Annotated in this window: 12 protein-coding genes and 1 pseudogene; 6 read left to right on the forward strand and 7 right to left on the reverse strand. The window is 67.0% G+C overall.

The window, feature by feature from the left end:
• Window position 1: 1 nt before the first annotated feature.
• Complete coding sequence (locus AAHZ94_RS01525; protein ID WP_502964559.1) at window positions 2-4,306, forward strand: type VII secretion EssC family protein; 4,305 nt, start codon at window positions 2-4, stop codon at window positions 4,304-4,306.
• A 190-nt stretch (window positions 4,307-4,496) separates the two neighbouring features.
• Here AAHZ94_RS01525 and AAHZ94_RS01530 read toward each other — a convergent pair whose 3' ends face one another.
• Window positions 4,497-4,766 carry a WXG100 family type VII secretion target gene (locus tag AAHZ94_RS01530; RefSeq protein ID WP_349989989.1) on the reverse strand — a complete coding sequence of 90 codons (270 nt, stop codon included), beginning with the start codon at window positions 4,764-4,766 and terminating at the stop codon, window positions 4,497-4,499.
• A gap of 200 nt (window positions 4,767-4,966) precedes the next feature.
• On the opposite strand from AAHZ94_RS01530, the gene AAHZ94_RS01535 reads away from it, so the two are divergent.
• Together AAHZ94_RS01535 and AAHZ94_RS01540 are read left to right on the forward strand one after the other, a co-directional pair.
• Window positions 4,967-5,230: a WXG100 family type VII secretion target gene (locus AAHZ94_RS01535; RefSeq protein ID WP_349989990.1), complete on the forward strand. Its 264-nt coding sequence runs from the start codon at window positions 4,967-4,969 to the stop codon at window positions 5,228-5,230.
• 40 nt (window positions 5,231-5,270) lie between these two features.
• Window positions 5,271-6,107 (forward strand): hypothetical protein, encoded by an 837-nt coding sequence (locus tag AAHZ94_RS01540; RefSeq protein WP_349989991.1) that lies wholly within the window; start codon window positions 5,271-5,273, stop codon window positions 6,105-6,107.
• A gap of 334 nt (window positions 6,108-6,441) precedes the next feature.
• Here the strand turns inward: AAHZ94_RS01540 and AAHZ94_RS01545 are convergent, their stop codons facing one another.
• The 4 genes from AAHZ94_RS01545 to AAHZ94_RS01560 all read right to left on the reverse strand — a co-directional run bounded on the left by AAHZ94_RS01545 (window position 6,442) and on the right by AAHZ94_RS01560 (window position 11,077).
• A complete protein-coding gene (locus AAHZ94_RS01545; RefSeq protein ID WP_349989992.1) occupies window positions 6,442-7,860 on the reverse strand; it encodes a PE-PGRS family protein in 1,419 nt (472 codons plus the stop codon).
• Between the two features lie 102 nt (window positions 7,861-7,962).
• Window positions 7,963-8,661, reverse strand: a complete 699-nt coding sequence (locus AAHZ94_RS01550; RefSeq protein ID WP_349989993.1) for a hypothetical protein — start codon at window positions 8,659-8,661, stop codon at window positions 7,963-7,965.
• 328 nt (window positions 8,662-8,989) lie between these two features.
• A complete protein-coding gene (locus AAHZ94_RS01555) occupies window positions 8,990-9,568 on the reverse strand; it encodes a hypothetical protein (RefSeq protein WP_349989994.1) in 579 nt (192 codons plus the stop codon).
• Between the two features lie 48 nt (window positions 9,569-9,616).
• Complete coding sequence (locus AAHZ94_RS01560) at window positions 9,617-11,077, reverse strand: PE-PGRS family protein (RefSeq protein WP_349989995.1); 1,461 nt, start codon at window positions 11,075-11,077, stop codon at window positions 9,617-9,619.
• Between the two features lie 305 nt (window positions 11,078-11,382).
• Here AAHZ94_RS01560 and AAHZ94_RS01565 point away from each other — a divergent pair, with 305 nt between their 5' ends.
• Window positions 11,383-12,207 carry a hypothetical protein gene (locus AAHZ94_RS01565; protein WP_349989996.1) on the forward strand — a complete coding sequence of 275 codons (825 nt, stop codon included), beginning with the start codon at window positions 11,383-11,385 and terminating at the stop codon, window positions 12,205-12,207.
• A gap of 91 nt (window positions 12,208-12,298) precedes the next feature.
• Here AAHZ94_RS01565 and AAHZ94_RS01570 read toward each other — a convergent pair whose 3' ends face one another.
• Both AAHZ94_RS01570 and AAHZ94_RS01575 read right to left on the reverse strand, forming a co-directional pair.
• Entirely contained in the window at window positions 12,299-13,165 is an 867-nt protein-coding gene (locus AAHZ94_RS01570) for a hypothetical protein (protein ID WP_349989997.1), read from the reverse strand.
• 173 nt (window positions 13,166-13,338) lie between these two features.
• Window positions 13,339-14,046, reverse strand: a complete 708-nt coding sequence (locus tag AAHZ94_RS01575) for a hypothetical protein (protein ID WP_349989998.1) — start codon at window positions 14,044-14,046, stop codon at window positions 13,339-13,341.
• Window positions 14,047-14,267: 221 nt separating this feature from the next.
• On the opposite strand from AAHZ94_RS01575, the gene AAHZ94_RS01580 reads away from it, so the two are divergent.
• Together AAHZ94_RS01580 and AAHZ94_RS01585 are read left to right on the forward strand one after the other, a co-directional pair.
• On the forward strand, window positions 14,268-14,990 hold the full coding sequence (locus AAHZ94_RS01580; protein ID WP_349989999.1) for a hypothetical protein: 723 nt from the start codon (window positions 14,268-14,270) through the stop codon (window positions 14,988-14,990).
• Window positions 14,991-15,024: 34 nt separating this feature from the next.
• Window positions 15,025-15,903: pseudogene (locus AAHZ94_RS01585) on the forward strand (hypothetical protein); the annotation flags it as partial.
• Window positions 15,904-16,131 lie beyond the last annotated feature (228 nt).

A 16,131-nucleotide genomic window follows, 5' to 3' on the forward strand; every position in this document is an offset into this window, starting at 1 on the left:
CTTGACCGGGAAGCCGGCGGTGGCCGGCGCGCCCCAGGCCCCGGGGGCCAGCGGGGCGCCGACGCTGTGGGCGGACGGCCGCCGGTGCCACCCGGCCGACCGCGCGAGCGCCGTCCTCCGCGACGGCATGCGGATCTCGGTCGACGACGAGATCGGCCCACTGCTGCGCGCTGGCGAGCCCACCGGCCGGTTCGAACTGCGGGTGGCCGCCGGGCCCGGCGCGGGCCGCGTGGTGCGGCTGGCCGCCGGCGTGGCCACCATCGGCAGCCACGGCACCTGCACGCTGGCCGCCCCGGACCCCGGCCTGCCGCCGGCCGCAGCCAGGATCACGGTGCACGCCGACGGCACGGTGCGGGTCACCCCGCACCCCGAGGCCACCCTGCTGCTCGACGACGAGCCCCTGACGGATGAGCAGGACTGGCCGCGCGGAGGCGTGTTGCGGGCCGGCGACTCCCTGTTCGTCCTGGACGAACCGGCCGAACCCGATGCGCACCTGGCAGCCACCGGCGAAGGCGGCCTGGCGTACAACCGCCCGCCCAGGCTCTCGCCCCTGCGCCCGCGCGCCCGCCTGGTGGTGCCGGCGCTGCCGGGCAAGGCCGAGTCCTCCCGGTTCCAGATCCTGTCCTCACTGGTGCCGCTGCTCTTCGGCCTGATCATGTACTTCGTCACCAAGCAGATCTACATGCTGCTGTTCTGCCTGATGAGCCCGCTGATGATGGTGGGCCAGTGGGTCAGCGACACCCGGTACGGGCGCAAGCAGCACCGCAAGTCCGTCAAGCAGTACAAGGCCGAGATGGCCGAACACGCCGTGGCCCTGCGCGAGGTGGGCAAGGACGACCAGCGCAACCGCCGCACCGCCCACCCCGACCCCGCCGAGGTGCTGCTCTTCGCCACCGGCCCGCGGCGCCGGCTGTGGGAGCGCCGGATCACCGACCCGGACGCCATGCAACTGCGCCTGGGCGTGGCCGACCTGCCCGCCGACATCGAGCTGGTCATGGCCCGCGGCGGCGGTTACGACGAGGAGCGGCCCGAGCCGCCCGTCATCAACGACGTGCCCGTACCGCTGACCTACAGCGAGCTCGGCGTGGTCGGCATCGCCGGCGACCGCGAGCGGGCGCTCGGCACGGCCCGCTGGCTCGCCGTCCAGGCCACGGCCCTGCACAGCCCGCGCGACCTGTCGCTGGTCGTGCTCTGCGACAGCGCCACCACCGGCGCCGACTGGGGCTGGGCGCACTGGCTGCCGCACACCGCGCCCCAGCAGGGCCAGGACTGCGGGGCCCTGCTCGGCTCGGACTCCGAGACCGTGGCCCGCCGCGTCAACGAACTCCTCGTCGAACTCGACCGGCGCAAGGCGGCGGCCCAACACCACAACGCCCTGGGCGCGCTGCGCCCCGACCCGTACGTCCTCGTCCTGCTGGACGGTGCCCGGCTGCTGCGCCGCATGCCCGGCGTCCCACAACTCCTCCAGGAGGGCCCGCGGTACGGCATCTTCGCGCTCTGCCTGGACGCGGACGAGAGACTGCTGCCCGAGGAGTGCCGTACCGCCCTGTGCTGGACGCCCGACTCGGCCACCCGCGCCCACCTGCGCGGCTCCGGGCTGGAGTCGATGGGCCCGGTCCTCGTCGACCAGGTGACCGAGGGCTGGTGCGAACTGGTCGCCCGCTCGCTCGCGCCGGTGCGCGACGTCAGCCGCGACGACGCCGACAGCGCCCTGCCCACCGCGGCCAGACTGCTCACCCTGCTCGGCATGCCCGACCCCACAGGCGCCGACATCGAGCGCGGGTGGCGGGCCGGCGGGGCCACCACGGCCGCCCCCATCGGCATCGCCGCCGACGGCCCGTTCGTCCTCGACATCCGGCGCGACGGCCCGCACGCCCTGGTCGCCGGCACCACCGGCGCGGGCAAGTCCGAACTGCTCCAGACGATCATCGCCTCGCTCGCCGTCGCCAACCGCCCGGACGCCCTCAACTTCGTCCTCATCGACTACAAGGGCGGCAGCGCCTTCATGGACTGCGCCCGGCTGCCGCACACCGTCGGCATGGTCAGCGACCTGGACGCGCACCTCACTGAGCGGGCGCTCGCCTCCCTCGCCGCCGAACTGCACCGCCGCGAGGAGATCCTGTTCAACACCGGCACCAAGGACATCGAGGACTACAACGACACCCGAAGGCTCCAGCCCGAACTGGAGCCGATGCCGCGGCTCGTGCTGATCATCGACGAGTTCGCCTCCCTCGTCGCCGAACTCCCCGACTTCATCGCCGGCCTGGTGGACATCGCCCGCCGGGGCCGCTCACTCGGCGTGCACCTGGTCCTCGCCACCCAGCGCCCGGCCGGTGTGGTCAGCGCCGACATCCGGGCCAACACCAACCTGCGGATAGCCCTGCGCGTCACGGACGGCTCCGAATCGTCCGACGTCATCGACGCCCCCGACGCCGGCGCCATCTCCAAGGCGACGCCCGGCCGCGCCTACGTGCGCTCCGGCGCCCAGTCGCTGGTCGGCGTGCAGTCCGCGCGCATCGGAGGGCGCCGCCCCAGCACCGGGCAGGTCGGCCCCAAGGCCACGGTGCTGCCCCTCACCCGGTCCGCGTACGGCCGCCCGATGCCCCGGCCCGTCGAACCCGACGACGACGGCACCATGGTCACCGACCTCGCGGTGCTCGTCGACGCCGTCCGCGGCGGCGCCGCGGCCATGGCCTTCCCGCCGCCGCGCAGCCCCTGGCTGCCGCCGCTGCCGGACCAGGTCAGCCTCGCCGAACTGCCCGCGACCGGCTCCGGGCAGGCCGGTGGCGAGGTGGCCCCCGCCCCGTTCGGCCTCACCGACCTGCCCGCAGCACAGTCCCGGGCGGCGTACGCGCTGGACCTCGTCGACGGCGAGCACACCCTGCTGATCGGCGGCCCGCGCTCGGGCCGCTCCACCGCGCTGCGCACCCTCGCCGGCTCGCTGGTGCACGGCACCTCGCCGGCCGACGTGCACGTCTACGCCGTCGACTGCGGCTCCAACGCCCTGCTTCCGCTGGTCACCCTGCCGCACGTGGGCGCGGTCGTCACCCGCGACCAGCCCGACCGGGTGCGCCGCCTCATCGACCGGCTGCTCGCGGAGATCTCCCGCCGCCAACAGATGCTGGCCCTCCAGGGCGCGTCCAGCGCGGCCGAGCAGCGCGCCGCCGCGGCGCCCGAAGAGCGGCTGCCGTGGATGGTCCTCCTCGTGGACGCGTGGGAGGGCTTCATATCGACCTTCGAGAGCTACAACTACGGCCAGCTCATCGAGGCCATGCAACGCATCTTCCGGGAAGGCGCCGCGGTCGGCCTGCGCGTGGTCATGTCCGCCGACCGCAGCGGCCTCACCGGCCAGGTGGCCTCCGTCTTCGGCGAGCGGCTGGTGCTGCGGCTGGCCGACCCCAGCGACTACACCACGGCGGGCTTCCGCGCCAAGGACGTCCCCAAGCACATGCCGCCAGGCCGGGCGCTGCGGCTGGCCGACCACGGCGTTGAAGAGACCCAACTCGGCCTGCTCGACCCGGACCCCTCGGGCCAGGCGCAGGTCGCCGCGTTGCGCCGGATCGGAACCGCGGCCAGCGAGCGGCAGCCGCGCCTGCCCAGGGCCCTGCGACCCATGCGGGTCGACGCGTTGCCCACCCGCATCAGTACGAACGACGCCCTCGCCCTCGATCCCGAGTTCGTCGCGCCTTCCCCGCTGTGGACGCTGCTCGGCGTCGGCGGGGACGAACTCCAGCCCGTCGGCGTCGACCTCCGCGAGACCGGCCCCGGCATCGTCATCGCCGGGCCCCCGAAGTCGGGCCGCTCGACCATGCTGCTCGGCGCCGCCCGCGCGCTGCTGCGGCAGCGCACCCCCCTCATCCTCATCACGCCCCGCCGGTCGCCACTGCGCGACCTAGCCGGCACCGAGGGCGTCCTCGGCGTGCTCGGCGGGGACGCCAAGGCGGAGGACCTGGAAGAGCTGACCGAGCAGGCCGCCGGCCCGTACGTCGTCCTCGTCGACGATGCGGAGTTGCTGTACGACGAGCCGCTCGACGACGCGTTGGAGTCGGTCCTGCGCAGTGGCATGGACGGGGACCACGGAGTGGTGGCGGCGGGTACGACCGACACCCTCTCGTCGCAGTACCGGGGATTCGTGACCGAGGCCAGGAAGACGCGCAACGGCGTGCTCCTGACGCCGCAGAGTTCGTCCGACGGCGAATTGTTCAACATACGGCTGCCGGCGAATAGCAACACCGGTGCCCCCGGTAGCGGATTGTTGATACGAGGTGGCGGAATGATGCCCATTCAGGGCGTCATCGACGAATGATCACACGCACGCCGTCCGCCGTACCACGGGGTCGTGCGGCGGACGACGCAGCGTCACACAATGGGCGCCGTCTGCGGTGATTCCCTCTGCGCGCCTCACGAGCAAGAGAATTACATGACTATGGGGCGCCCACCGATACGGTGGACGCCCCATTGCGCAGCAACGCACGCACTGCCAGGCAGTGCGTCGATCAGGTCGCGCGCTCGATGTTGTCGTGGCTCGTCTTGGCCGACTTGCTGGCGCTGTGCAGCGTTTCCACGAACTTGTCGAACGTCGGCTTCACGTTGGACCACTCGTCGCGGAAGCTGTTGGCCTTCGGGCCCTTCCAGTAGCTTTCGCTGCCAGTCGTCTTGGTGTTCAACGCCTTGACGAGGGCGGCGAGCTCACCGGCCTTCTTGTCGAAGTCCTCGTACAGCGACTTGAGCTTCTCAAGACTTGCACCGCGGTCCATATCGGACATGGCGATCCTCCCCGTGTGGCAGAAGCAGACGGACACTCCGTCCGCACGCTTGGACGCTACCGCACCCCCCGTCCATCGTGTAACCGCCATCGGCCCTTGTAACGGACCTGATGCAATGCCAGACGGGGCTATACGAGTCCGTCGAAGGCAGGGCGTGTACGGCTATGCTGAAGTCGTCGTGTGATAGGGGGAAGAGTGGCATGGCTGACCCGGAAATCGAGAATCTCACCAAGCGGGCGACCCAGCTCAGGTCGCTGGCCGACCACATTGATTCACTGGTCACGAAGCCCAAGGCGCACAGCACCACACAGATGAAGAAGTGGGCAGGTCCCAACGCCGACAAGGTGCGCGGTGACCTGAGCTCATGGCATACGAAGTGCACGACAGTTGCCACCAAACTGCGCGAAATGGCAACTCAGTGTGACAAGAGCGCTGAAAATGCAAGAAAGCCAAAAGACAAGTGAGCCGGCCGGGCCGCTGAGTTCACGGGGAGAACTGAGGAACATGCCTTCTTACGACAGCTCAAGGGCGCGCTTCCGGCTGGCTGACCGGCATATGGCGGTCTTCGCCCACCTGGTGGACGGCGAAACCCCGGTCGATGAACTATGGGAATCGCTAACGGAGTTGCAGGCCATTGGCCTGGTTGGCGAAGAAGGCGAACTAGCCCCCGTGCTCGCCCCGCTGCTGACCACCATGGCCAATCCCATGCTGCTCCTCACCGTCGAGGTGACCGGCGCACACGGCACGTTGAACCACGGCATCATGGTCGGTCAGGACGACGTCATTGCGCATGAGGGCTGGCCCGGCGAAGAGGAATCCGAGTACGTCCCCATCGACGCGACGACCATCATCTGGGAACTCGCCCGCATGGTCCATCTGATGCGCGGCGACGCCGAGGACTTCGAAGTCGCCAGCGTCGAAACGACGATGGGCGTCCTCGATGCCGCATTCAGCGCACTCGACGAGGCGGAGAACGACGAGGAGAAGGCCATCGAATTGACGCGCAAAGCGCTGATCGAAACGGGTGGCCTCAAGGAGAGCGAAGCCATTGCGCTGAGCGACCTCGTACTGAGCATGAATTCGATGTGGCGCATCACCTCCGTCTGGGACGGAAACCACGAGGGCGAGCGCTCGGCCATGGTGCGGGCCCTCGCCGTCTGGGATTGCGGGCCACGCGGCTACTGGGTGCGGGAAAAGCCCGAGGAGCCCATTCTGGAGGGCCAGGTGGGCCCTGACAGCGCCTTGAAGCTTGTCCGTGTCTCACCGGGCCGGGTATGGGAGCGCATTACCGACCTGCTGCCCGACAAGAACGAACTCGCCGAGCCGGTCCCCGCCCCGTAGCGCGCGCTGCTCCCGCGCCAGGGGGCGGCCCCGAGACGCTCCGCCCGCCCCGTGTACGGATTGCCGTGCGCGGGGGCGGCGGCCTGACCGAATGCCGGCCCGGCCCTTTGTGTCGCGGCACACGAGGCAACGGAGGGCCAGGCATGGGGAGCCGTGCCCAGACTTGCGGCGCTGGCATGACAGGGCGGCGCCGGTGCCGGTACGGCCTGGGCCGCGAGGGCGCCGCCACGGCCAGGTGACGGCGCCGGCAGCCCCGGCGGGTGGCGGTCCCGCGGGCGCACCGCGGCGAGTCACCAGCCCGGCGCTCCCGCGGATGGTCGGGATGGTCGGCGCGTCAAAACCAGTTCTTCGGATTGAGTTTCTTGGCGACGCTCTTTCCCTTGTTGACGGCGGCCGAGCCCCATTCCTTGGCCTTCCGCCCCGTCCAATTCGCGGCGTTCGCAGCGCCCTTCTTCACATCGTCCCAGTGCTCCACGACCTTGGCGCCGACATAGATCCCGCCGAAGACGACGGCGGCACCGATCGTGTACGGGTTGGGCGCCACCATGGAAGCGGTCAGCGAGGCGTTGAAGCCCACTTCCGCGACGTCCGCGACATATCCCGCGCCATTGCGCTGGAACGCCTTGACTGGATTGCCCTGAGATATGACGTTGGCTGCGCTGAACCCGGTGGAGGCCACACCGCCGACCAGGCCGAGCCCGCGCAGCGCACCCGACACCTTCCCGGCTCCGGCCAGCCCCTTGAGCAGCGCGGTGCTCCGAGACCAGCCGACTGCCCGGCCCCGGGTCGCGATGTTCCTGGTGACCTTGTAGAGGCTGGCATTGGCGGCCCGGGAGACGGGCTGACCCGAATGGGTGAGCCCGGCGAAGCGCGCGGCGAGCGAGTCGGAGCCGACGATCGCATTGATGGCCTTGTTGGCAGTCAGCCCGCGCCATATCGGCGAATTCATGAACGGCAGCCGGCGGGCTGCGTCGAAGAGCTGACCGGTGCGGTCGGCGATCATGCCGGAGGTCCCGGGAACCCTGTTCGCCCACTGGGACAGCTTGCTCGGCAGCCAGCTACCCGGAGCGCTCAGCGAACGTATCGGGAGCTTCATGCGAATGAGCTTTCCGCCCCACTGCTGCACGCGCCCGTTGCTGCTGCCCCGCATGGCCACGCCGATACGGGTCTTCCAGGCCCGCAGCGGGCCACGGGCCATGGAATTGCCCACCAGCACCTTGGTGAGGGCAGCGGACTGGATGGTGATCACGGCGGCGGTCCCGTTGACCGACTTCCAGTCGCCGTAGAGGCCGATCATGGTTTGAATCGTGGACTCGTGCGGCGCGAGGCCCGGGATCTTTCCCACGGCGTGCGCCTTGATCCGGTCCAGCCAGTCGGCCAGCGACTCATTGGACTGCCGCTCGAATACCTTGGCCTTCGGATCATCGCTCGCCGCAACGGAATTGGCGAGCAGCAGGGCATCGGGAGTGAGGCCCTCGCCCTTGTACTTCTTCAGGTCCTCGTCGGTGAATCCCGCCCATCGCAGGCCGGCTTCGGGGTCACCGTCCTCCAAACGCGCAATGGCAGCGCGCTTGCGCAGGTCGGCCCCCGAGTCCCGGACCCAGGACGACATGGGCTTGAGCGCGGCCAACCTGTCGGTCACACCCAGCGTGGACGCTCGGGTGAAGGCCTCGCGGAGATTGTCGTCGACGCCGCCCTTGCCGTCGATGAGCTTGGCCAGTTGCTCTAGGTCTCCCGGATTGACATTGCGCATGATGCGCTCCCCCGTATTCGTACGTGCACGTGCCCGAGAGGTCTGCGCCGCGGAGCGAATGGTTCGCCGTCCGCAGGGTGCGCTCGCTCTTGGTGATTCGTCTTAGCGGTCGCCCAGCAGGGCGAAGGCGAAGGCCAGTCGGCGGTCGATCCAGCCGACTCGGACCGTCACTGACTTGCTGCCCTGCGAGACCATGACCACCTTGCCGTCCGATCGCCATTCGAGTGTTCGCTCGCGTGACTCGGAATGGTCGCTCTCCTCCGCGCCCAGGGAGGTCACCGCCGATTTGAGTGCGCCGAAGACGACCTTGCTGACGCCGTTCTCCACGATGTCTTTGGTGTCTCCGCTGGCCCACTGGTTGCGGCCGATGATTTCGGGGTGGCCGACCTGTTCCATCCGCCAGGTGTGTTTGAACATCCGCTTGGTGGGTGGAATGCGGGTGATGGTGCCGATGAGTTCGCCCTGTGCGTCGATGACGCGGTGCTGGCGCTCGCCGTCGGTTTCCGCTGCGCTGTCCAGGGCGCAGAGCAGCCGTTCGCCCGCCTCGTCCTCGTACAGGCACGGTCCCGTGACGCCGGGTGGGGTGGAGGCCGCGGCGGGTGCGCAGTACGCGCACGGCGCGTACACCCGGTAGTTCTTCCCGCCGGACGGGACGCGGATGGCCCGCGGGCCGCGCACGGAGCGCTTCCGGTGCGGGGTCACGGGGCGCTCCACGCCGCCGATCGTGAATTCCCCGACGTTCTTCCAGTCGACGGCCGGGACCGGAGTTTCCTTCCCGTCCGCGCCCTTGCCGAACGCCACTGCGATCCCCTCCCGTTTCCTTCACCGGCGATCCTGCGAACGAAGCTGCGTGGCCCCGTTGGTGGGCGGACCGGGCGGGCTTCTGGACAGCATGCTGTCACAGGTCATTCCCGGTGGGACCACGGAAGCGAAACAGCTTTGGCACGATTCTTTAATAACTACCAATGGCATACGGACTAGTGATGCTGAGTAAGTATGGGCGCGGTGTGACGGGACGCTGCACATCCGACATTGCGGTCACGAGTTGCAACAATTCCGATACGGGAGGTCGCTGTGTGTAACCGCAGTAATGGGTGCGTGCCGTTCGGGGCTTGTGGGTTCGTTGGCGCTACGCCTCGCCGCCGTCTGACTTCATTTGGAGGAAGTTCAACGGGGCCATCATCGCGACGCCGCCGAGGGTGAGGGACGACGTGTCCACAGCTTCGAAGATGAGGGCGAAGGCAAGATCGACCGGGCTCGCTTCGCCCTGCACCCGTCCGGTCACAGCGAGTTCGTTGTGAGACTTGGAGAGGCGTTGACCTGGGCCTACTGTGATTTTAACCCCCGGTCGAATGAGTTCCGATTTCTTGTTAATCCCCAGCGATGTGTAGGTGTACGAGCAGTCGCGGAATTCCATGCGGAGAGCCCGGGCGGAGCGTCGCAAACCGAGTGTGTTGTAGCTTACTTCGACGCGTTCGCCGTCCACGAACATGTATGGATCACGTAGAGATGGCATTCCTGAGCCTTTCCCCCGGAACAAGCCATCGGGGAATCCTGGCCCGTATAGTCGTGCCTGGCCAATCGTCTCCTTTCGTGAAAAGGCGCGCTCATAGTGAATCGTCACCTCGCCAAATTCGCCAACACTGCCCACCCATCCGTCCCGTGACGGGTTCGAGAACGGTTTGAGCTCGAAGGAGTAGCCGGACACTTGGGGTCGCCTCTCACTCGCCGCAGGCCATGCGTTGCGCACTCCTGCCTAAAACCATTTCTTGGGGTTTAGCTTCTTCCCGATGTCTTTAGCTTTATTGACGGTGCTTGATCCTATATCTTTTGCTTTATCTCCTGCCCAGTTTGCCGCCTTCGTTGCTCCGCCCTTAATGTCATCCCAGTGTTGGACGACTTTAGCGCCGGCGTATACGGCGCCCGTTGCTACAGTCGCCCCGATGGTGAACGGGGTGGGTGCGATCATGGCCGAAGTGAGCGAAGCATTGAAAGTCATTTCGGCGACATCGGCTACGTAGCCAGCTCCTTCCTCTCGGCTATCAAATTTTTCTGCTGGGTTTTGTGAGGCTACATTAAGTACGCTGTAGACGGTCATCCCAGCCTGTGCGCCGACCCCGAAGATACGGAGGCCGCCAGCGGTTCGCTTTGTTATGTTCAGGCCGAACCGTCGCGCGCTGGTGGCGCGGGGCGAGTGGCCGAGACTTTGGACGAAGTGTTCGGAGTTCTTCGCCTTGCGATAGACCCTGATGAGATTTGCCTGGCCTGCGCGTGTAACGGGTTGGCCAGAGTGTGTTGCGCCGCCGTATATTTGTGCTAATTCGTCATTCCCTACCATCATGTTGATGGCGCGGTTCGGGCTCATAGTGCCAACCCGGACATCCATGAAGCCTCGTGAGCGGATACCGTCGTACATACCACTCCAGCGGTCTGCGAGTGAGCCACCGCTCATGGGGATGCGAGTGATCTGCTGGTAGGCGCTGCTTCTAGTGGCGGTCCACGATCCTAACTGCCCGGGTAGCCAACTGCCGGGTGCTGAAAGGGATCGAATAATGGGCGACGATCTGTCGATTCTGCGGCCGTAGCGCACGACCCTCCTGACTCCGCTGCGGCGGAGTCGACTGGCCAGTTGAGCGCTGAGGCTGGCACCCCAGCCTTGTTTGAAGGAATTTCCGCCTATTGTCTTCACGAAAGAGCTGCCTTGAAATGCCAAGACACCTGCCACCGTAGTGAAAGTTATGACATCGCCGCTGACTTCAAGAAATTTAGCAAGCGATTCTTCGTGCGGTTGCAGTCCGGGGATTTTAGCCAGAGCATGTGCCTCAAGTCGGACTATGTAGTCTGCGAGGGATTCGTCGTCCTTTCTATGGAAATCGTATGCGTGGGGGTCATCGCTATCGGCTACTGAGTTGGCGAGCAGAAGGGTGCCTGGTGCAATGGTGCCGTTGTAATTCTTCAATTCATCTGGGGTGAAGCCGGCCGCTAATAGGCCGGCCGATGGGTCGCCATCCTCCAGTCGGGCTGTTGCGGCACGCTTTCGGAGGTCTGGGGCGGTTTCGGTTGCCCAGGTGGCGAGTGGTCGAAGTGTCGCCAGCTCGCCAGTGACGCCTAGGTGAGACGCGCGGGTGAACGCTTCGCTGAGTTTGTTTGATACGCCGTCCTTGCCATCAATAAGTTTGGCTAAATTTTCCAGGTCTAAAGGATTTACATTTCGCATCTAGCCCCCAATACCTAGTTGAACGCCTCGTATAGCTTAGTAGCATGCCGAGTGGAGGTCTCTTTGTAATTGAGTCAACTTCCCTTTCAGAACGGCGGGATTTCCTCGGTTGGATACCAGGTGTAGTGGCTCCGTCGATCGATATTCCGCTTGTTTTGGCGCGGATGGGTAGGTGGTGCCCACCTCGCCCTGGACGTCCGCTGGCCGTGGTCTATAGATTTATGGCGTACGGATGGGGATTGTGCTCCGCAATGCGGAGCGAAGACGGAGGGGGACCGGTGGGGGTTCGGGGTCGGATACGCGGTATGGGGGAAGCGGTGACGGCCGCCGCGGCGAACGTGGGGCGGGAGGTCGTCAGTCGGGGCGGTGACGCGCGGCGGACCGGGGCGAATGCCTCGGGGGAGTGGGTGATCGGAGTGCTGGGCGCATTGCCCGCGCCCGCATCGCCGGCCACCGAGGAATGGGAGTTCTCACTCGGCGCCCTGGTGTGCAAGCACCCGCGCGTACCGGCGGTGACGGCGCGGGCGCTGCGGCCCTTCGACAGCCTCGGCGCGCTGCGTTTCGGGCCCGAATCCGTGGGCTTCGAGGGCGAGGACATTCCGTGGAAGAAGGTCACGGGGCTCCAACTCCACAATGCGTTCGGCGCCATGACGACGGAGGCACTCGACGCGGAGGTAGATCGCATTCGGGAGGTCTTGCCGCCCGTTCCGGGCCGCAAGTGGGCGGTGACCAAGGTGGTGGAAGGGCTGGCTTCGGTGATGCTGGCCGCTCTGGAACAGGCCAGTGAGCAGCGGCTCGACAGCGTCAATGTCGGCTGCGAGGTGATGTACAAGGGCGCGCTCGGCCGTACCAAGACGTTGCGTGCCAATTTGTTCACCACCGCGCTTCTCGCCCAGCAACTCGACGTTGCCCACAGCCTGGTGGTCACGGCCCAGGCGGCCGGGATTCCGGTACTGCCGGCCGACCCCTCGGCGATGGATGCGAAATCCGCCGAGCGGGTCCGGGCATTGCGTGAGCGGACCGATGCGATGGTGGTGGAGCTTCGGGCGCAGGAAGCCGATGACGCGACTTCAGACGGGGCGGATGGGCCCGCCGGGGCGGGCCCTGCGAGTCTGCCGGCCGGCTCGTAATGCCGTAATTCCGCAGCGTCAGCGGGCGTCTGGAATGCGCCCGCTGACGCTTTCGTCGTACGGCCGAATGTGAGTGGCCTGCGGCCCGTGGTCATCGATTGATGGACTGGACTTCGCCGACGGTGACGTTCGTGGTGCTGCCGAAGGTGCCGGTCGGTAGCGTGCCGCCTTCACCGCTGCTGCTGGTCCAGGAGATTTCCCAGGTGAGAGTGGCCTTGAGCGGGTGCGGTCCGGTCTGGTTGGTGGACCGCAGATAGGTGACGCCGCACGGTGGCGACTGGTTCTTCCTGTCGTCGCTGTACGCGGCACCGATGCTGCCGTCGCCGGCGATGCGGCATTCACCGGACGCGGGGTGGAGTTTGGCGTCCGCGGTGCCGGGTTCGATCGTGAGCGCGACCGGCTTGGCCGTGGTCGTGGCGGAGAGGCCGGTGCCGGGCAGGCTGGCGGTCACGGAAATGGGCTTGAACCGCGACTTGTCGAGCCAGACCCAGGTGTCCAGGTTTACGGTCTGTTTGCCGGAGGGATTCATGGTGATGTCGGTGTCTGGGACGGGGAGTTCGTCGTACGCGTACTCGGCGAGGATTTTCGCGGAGACGGCCAGCGGTACGGACGGCGTCTGTCCCTCATCCACCCAGAAGGGCGGCCGGTTGCACGAGGAAGCCTCGGGGTCGTCCTTGCGGTTCTCGTTGACGACGGCTACCCAGAACTGGCCTTTGCCTTCCTTCTTCATGTTGTAGTCGTCGTACTTGTCGGTCTGGAAGATGGTCTTGTACGCCGTGGAGATCATGGTGCCGATTCCCATGAACTTGAAGTCTTCCCAGCCCTCGATCATGGTCTTGAGCTCTTTGGGGCTGTACCGGGGCTCGTACCAGCAGGCGGGTGGCTTCCAATTGGTGTTCTTCGGGGCCAGCGTCCCCGTCCGGGCGTTCCCGGTGCCGCCCTTCTTGGTGACTTGCACACCGGAGGATTCGACTCCTGCGGCGATCTTTTGATTCGTACCCGATCCGTGTGCCTGACCCAGGCCGCCTCCGGGACGCCTTCCCTCGTCAGTAGCGAAGGCTTGTGATGCTGTCGACGCTACGAGGACTGTTGTGAAGCAGACGACTGCTCCGCGGACTGCTATCCGTTTCATTACTGGCACTTGGCTGCCCCCTCATCCGAAGTGACTTTTGCTACCTGCCAAACGCCCTGACTGTTCTTGTCGAGACGGCTGGTTGAGTAGAGGAAGTTGCCAGGCCCGGGAGAATTCTTCTTCACCTTCCCTGTCTTCCGATTTTTGCTGTTCGACTTGGTCTCATCTGAGCAGTAGTTGACAACCGCCGATCCGTTCTTGAGGATCGTGACCTTTCGGTTGTAGTACCGCGTCGTGCCTGTGAAGGTGACGTCAGCGTCGTAGTAGGACTTGATGTACTCCAGCGCTGACAGCAGCCCGGCATCCTTCAAATAGAACTTGAGCGCGGGACGCTTGATGTCGCCACTGGTGATGGCCTCGTCGATGGCGTTGATGCTGTGCGCATTGTCCGCCAACACCGCATCCTTCTTCGGGTCACCCGTCGTCGTCTCCTCGAAGACGTTGTGCACATCCCCCGGCAACGTGATCTCCGGCCGATCGATTCCGTCGTCCATGGGGGTTGAGCTTGCGGAGGGCTTGGGGGAGGTGGGCTGGGTGGAAGTCTCCGCGCCCTTGATCTTGTCCTTGCTGTCGGAGCCTGAGTCCGAGTCACCTCCGCATGCCGTCAGCGACATCGATGCGGCTACGAACAGTGCGAGACCTGCACCGAAGCGTGTGTGAGTCTTCAACGTACGTATCTCCCGTGGGTGTTCGATGAGAAACGCCACCGATGATGACATGGATGCTGAAGGCATTGGCGACGGTTCCCTTGCATGTGGATAACGGTGGGTCCGGACGGTGACGGGGTGTTGTGGACGCGCCTTGAGGCCGCTATAGGCTGCTGATACGGTGCGATGACTTGACAGCCTCTTAGTCTGCGGTTTAAGCGTGCGACAGTGGCTGTAGCGGGCAAATGCCCGAATACGGACATAACTTCGGGGGCAGTGGCGTGAAGATCCAAGAGCGCGCGGGTATCGGGAGTGGCAGGGCCAACGCGCCTGGTCAACCGGTAGGGGAGCGGCTTCCCTCGGCGCCTCGTGAACGGAAACCCGCACTGGCTGCGCTCGCCGTACTCCTCATCCTGGTGGGCGCACTCGGGGCCACTGTTCTGGTGTTGCGCGCCGGTGATCGTATTGAAGTGGTGAAGATTACGGATGAGGTCAGTGCGGGCAAGTCGATCCCGAACTCCGCCATCGAATCCGTGATGGTTGCTGAGGATTCTGCAATCGATTACGTGAAGTGGGACCAGCGTAATGTGCTGTCCAAATACCGGGCTGCCACTGACATTACGAAGGGCTCGCTCCTCGTGGGCTCCATGCTCACTGATCGGAAGGGGCTTCCCGAGGGGAAGGTCGTGGTGGGCCTTTCGCTCAAGGACGGGCAGTACCCGCGGAGTTTGAAGACCGGGGACGTCGTCGCGGCGTACCGGGTGGGCGACGTCAAGGGCGGTTCCGGCGGTTCCGCGGGCGACGGCGGTTCCTCCGGCGCCGGCGACACCCTGCTGGTGCGTACTGCCACCGTGGAGAGCGTGACCAGCGCCAACGACGGCATCGGAGGCGGGGACCTACCGGTTTCCGTCGTGGTGAACCAGGACGAGGCACCCGCGCTGACGCAGGCCGCGGCGAACGGTGCCGTCTCCGTGGTCAAGGTCTCCGCCCGCAGCGGCGACTGAGCCGCGGCGCCAGGGGACAGGGGACGTAGCAGACATGGCGCTCATCGCTCTCGCCGCGGACAAGGGCTCGCCCGGGGTCACCACGGCCGCCGTCGCGCTGTCGGCCGTGTGGCCGCGCCGGGTGCTGCTGGCCGAGGTGGACCCGGCCGGCGGTGACCTGGTCTACCGCAGTTCGGCCGCGCACGGCGGGCCGCTCGACCCGAACACCGGCATGCTCTCGATCGGTGCCACCGCCCGTCGCGGTCTGGTCTCCGAGCAGTTGTGGGACCACGCGCAGCCGATGCTCGGCGGGCTCGACGTACTGGTGGGGCTCGGGAGTTCGGAGCAGTCGGCCGGGCTCGCCGGGCTCTGGCCAATGCTGGGGCGGGCCTTCGCCGGCCTCGGCGACTCGCCGAACAGCTCGGCCGACGTGATCGCCGACTGCGGCCGGATCGGTGCGGACTCGGTGGCCGTGGAGATGTTCCCGTACGCCTCGATCGTGTTGCTGGTCGCCGGCACCGAGCCCGAGCAGTTGGCCCGCGTACGGGACCGGGCCGCCGCGCTCTCCAGCCGGCTGCACGGGCCGCAGCGCGGCGCCGCGCCACTCGGTACGCCGCTGATCGGCGTGCGCCTGGTGGCCGCGGTCGGCCGCGCCAACCGGATCGTCGGGCAGGTGAACGAGATGCTGATGGCAGCCCAGGCCGGCGCCCGGGTGGTCGGGGTCGTCGCCGAGGACGCCTCGGGCGCCGCCCAGTTGGCCGGGCGCAAGCGTGGTCGGCTGGAGAAGTCGCTGCTCATCCGCTCCGCGCGGAAGGTCGTGGGCGATCTGCACCAGCAGTTCGGCGCGGCCTTCGCCGGTGGCGGTGGCGGTGGCGGTGGCAGCGCGGGCGGGGCCGGCGCGCCCCGCGGGGCCGGTGGCTCCGGTACGCCCGGTGGTGTGCCGGGTTCGGCTGCGGGCGGCCCGCGCGGCGGTGGGATCGGCGGCGCGGGGCGCGTAACGGGGGCGCAGCAGGGCGGCCAGCACGCGGCCGGCCAGCAACTGCCGGGCCAGGCCACCCCGACGGGCCAGCAGCCCGGCCAAGCCACCCAGCCCGGTCAAGCCGCCCAGCCCACCCACGGGAACCACTCCACTCACGGGAACCACCCCGGCCACGGAGGCCAG

The organism is Streptomyces sp. HSW2009, assembly GCF_040240285.1.
In the GTDB taxonomy this organism is placed as follows: Bacteria; Actinomycetota; Actinomycetes; order Streptomycetales; family Streptomycetaceae; genus Streptomyces.

Excerpts from the sequence above, each read along its gene's own strand:
- AAHZ94_RS01540 (WP_349989991.1), top strand. The coding sequence starts at position 5,271 with ATGCCTTCTTACGACAGCTCAAGGGCGCGCTTCCGGCTGGCTGACCGG.
- AAHZ94_RS01545 (WP_349989992.1), bottom strand. The coding sequence starts at position 7,860 with ATGCGCAATGTCAATCCGGGAGACCTAGAGCAACTGGCCAAGCTCATC.
- AAHZ94_RS01530 (WP_349989989.1), bottom strand. The coding sequence starts at position 4,766 with ATGTCCGATATGGACCGCGGTGCAAGTCTTGAGAAGCTCAAGTCGCTG.
- AAHZ94_RS01535 (WP_349989990.1), top strand. The coding sequence starts at position 4,967 with ATGGCTGACCCGGAAATCGAGAATCTCACCAAGCGGGCGACCCAGCTC.
- AAHZ94_RS01560 (WP_349989995.1), bottom strand. The coding sequence starts at position 11,077 with ATGCGAAATGTAAATCCTTTAGACCTGGAAAATTTAGCCAAACTTATT.
- AAHZ94_RS01565 (WP_349989996.1), top strand. The coding sequence starts at position 11,383 with ATGGGGGAAGCGGTGACGGCCGCCGCGGCGAACGTGGGGCGGGAGGTC.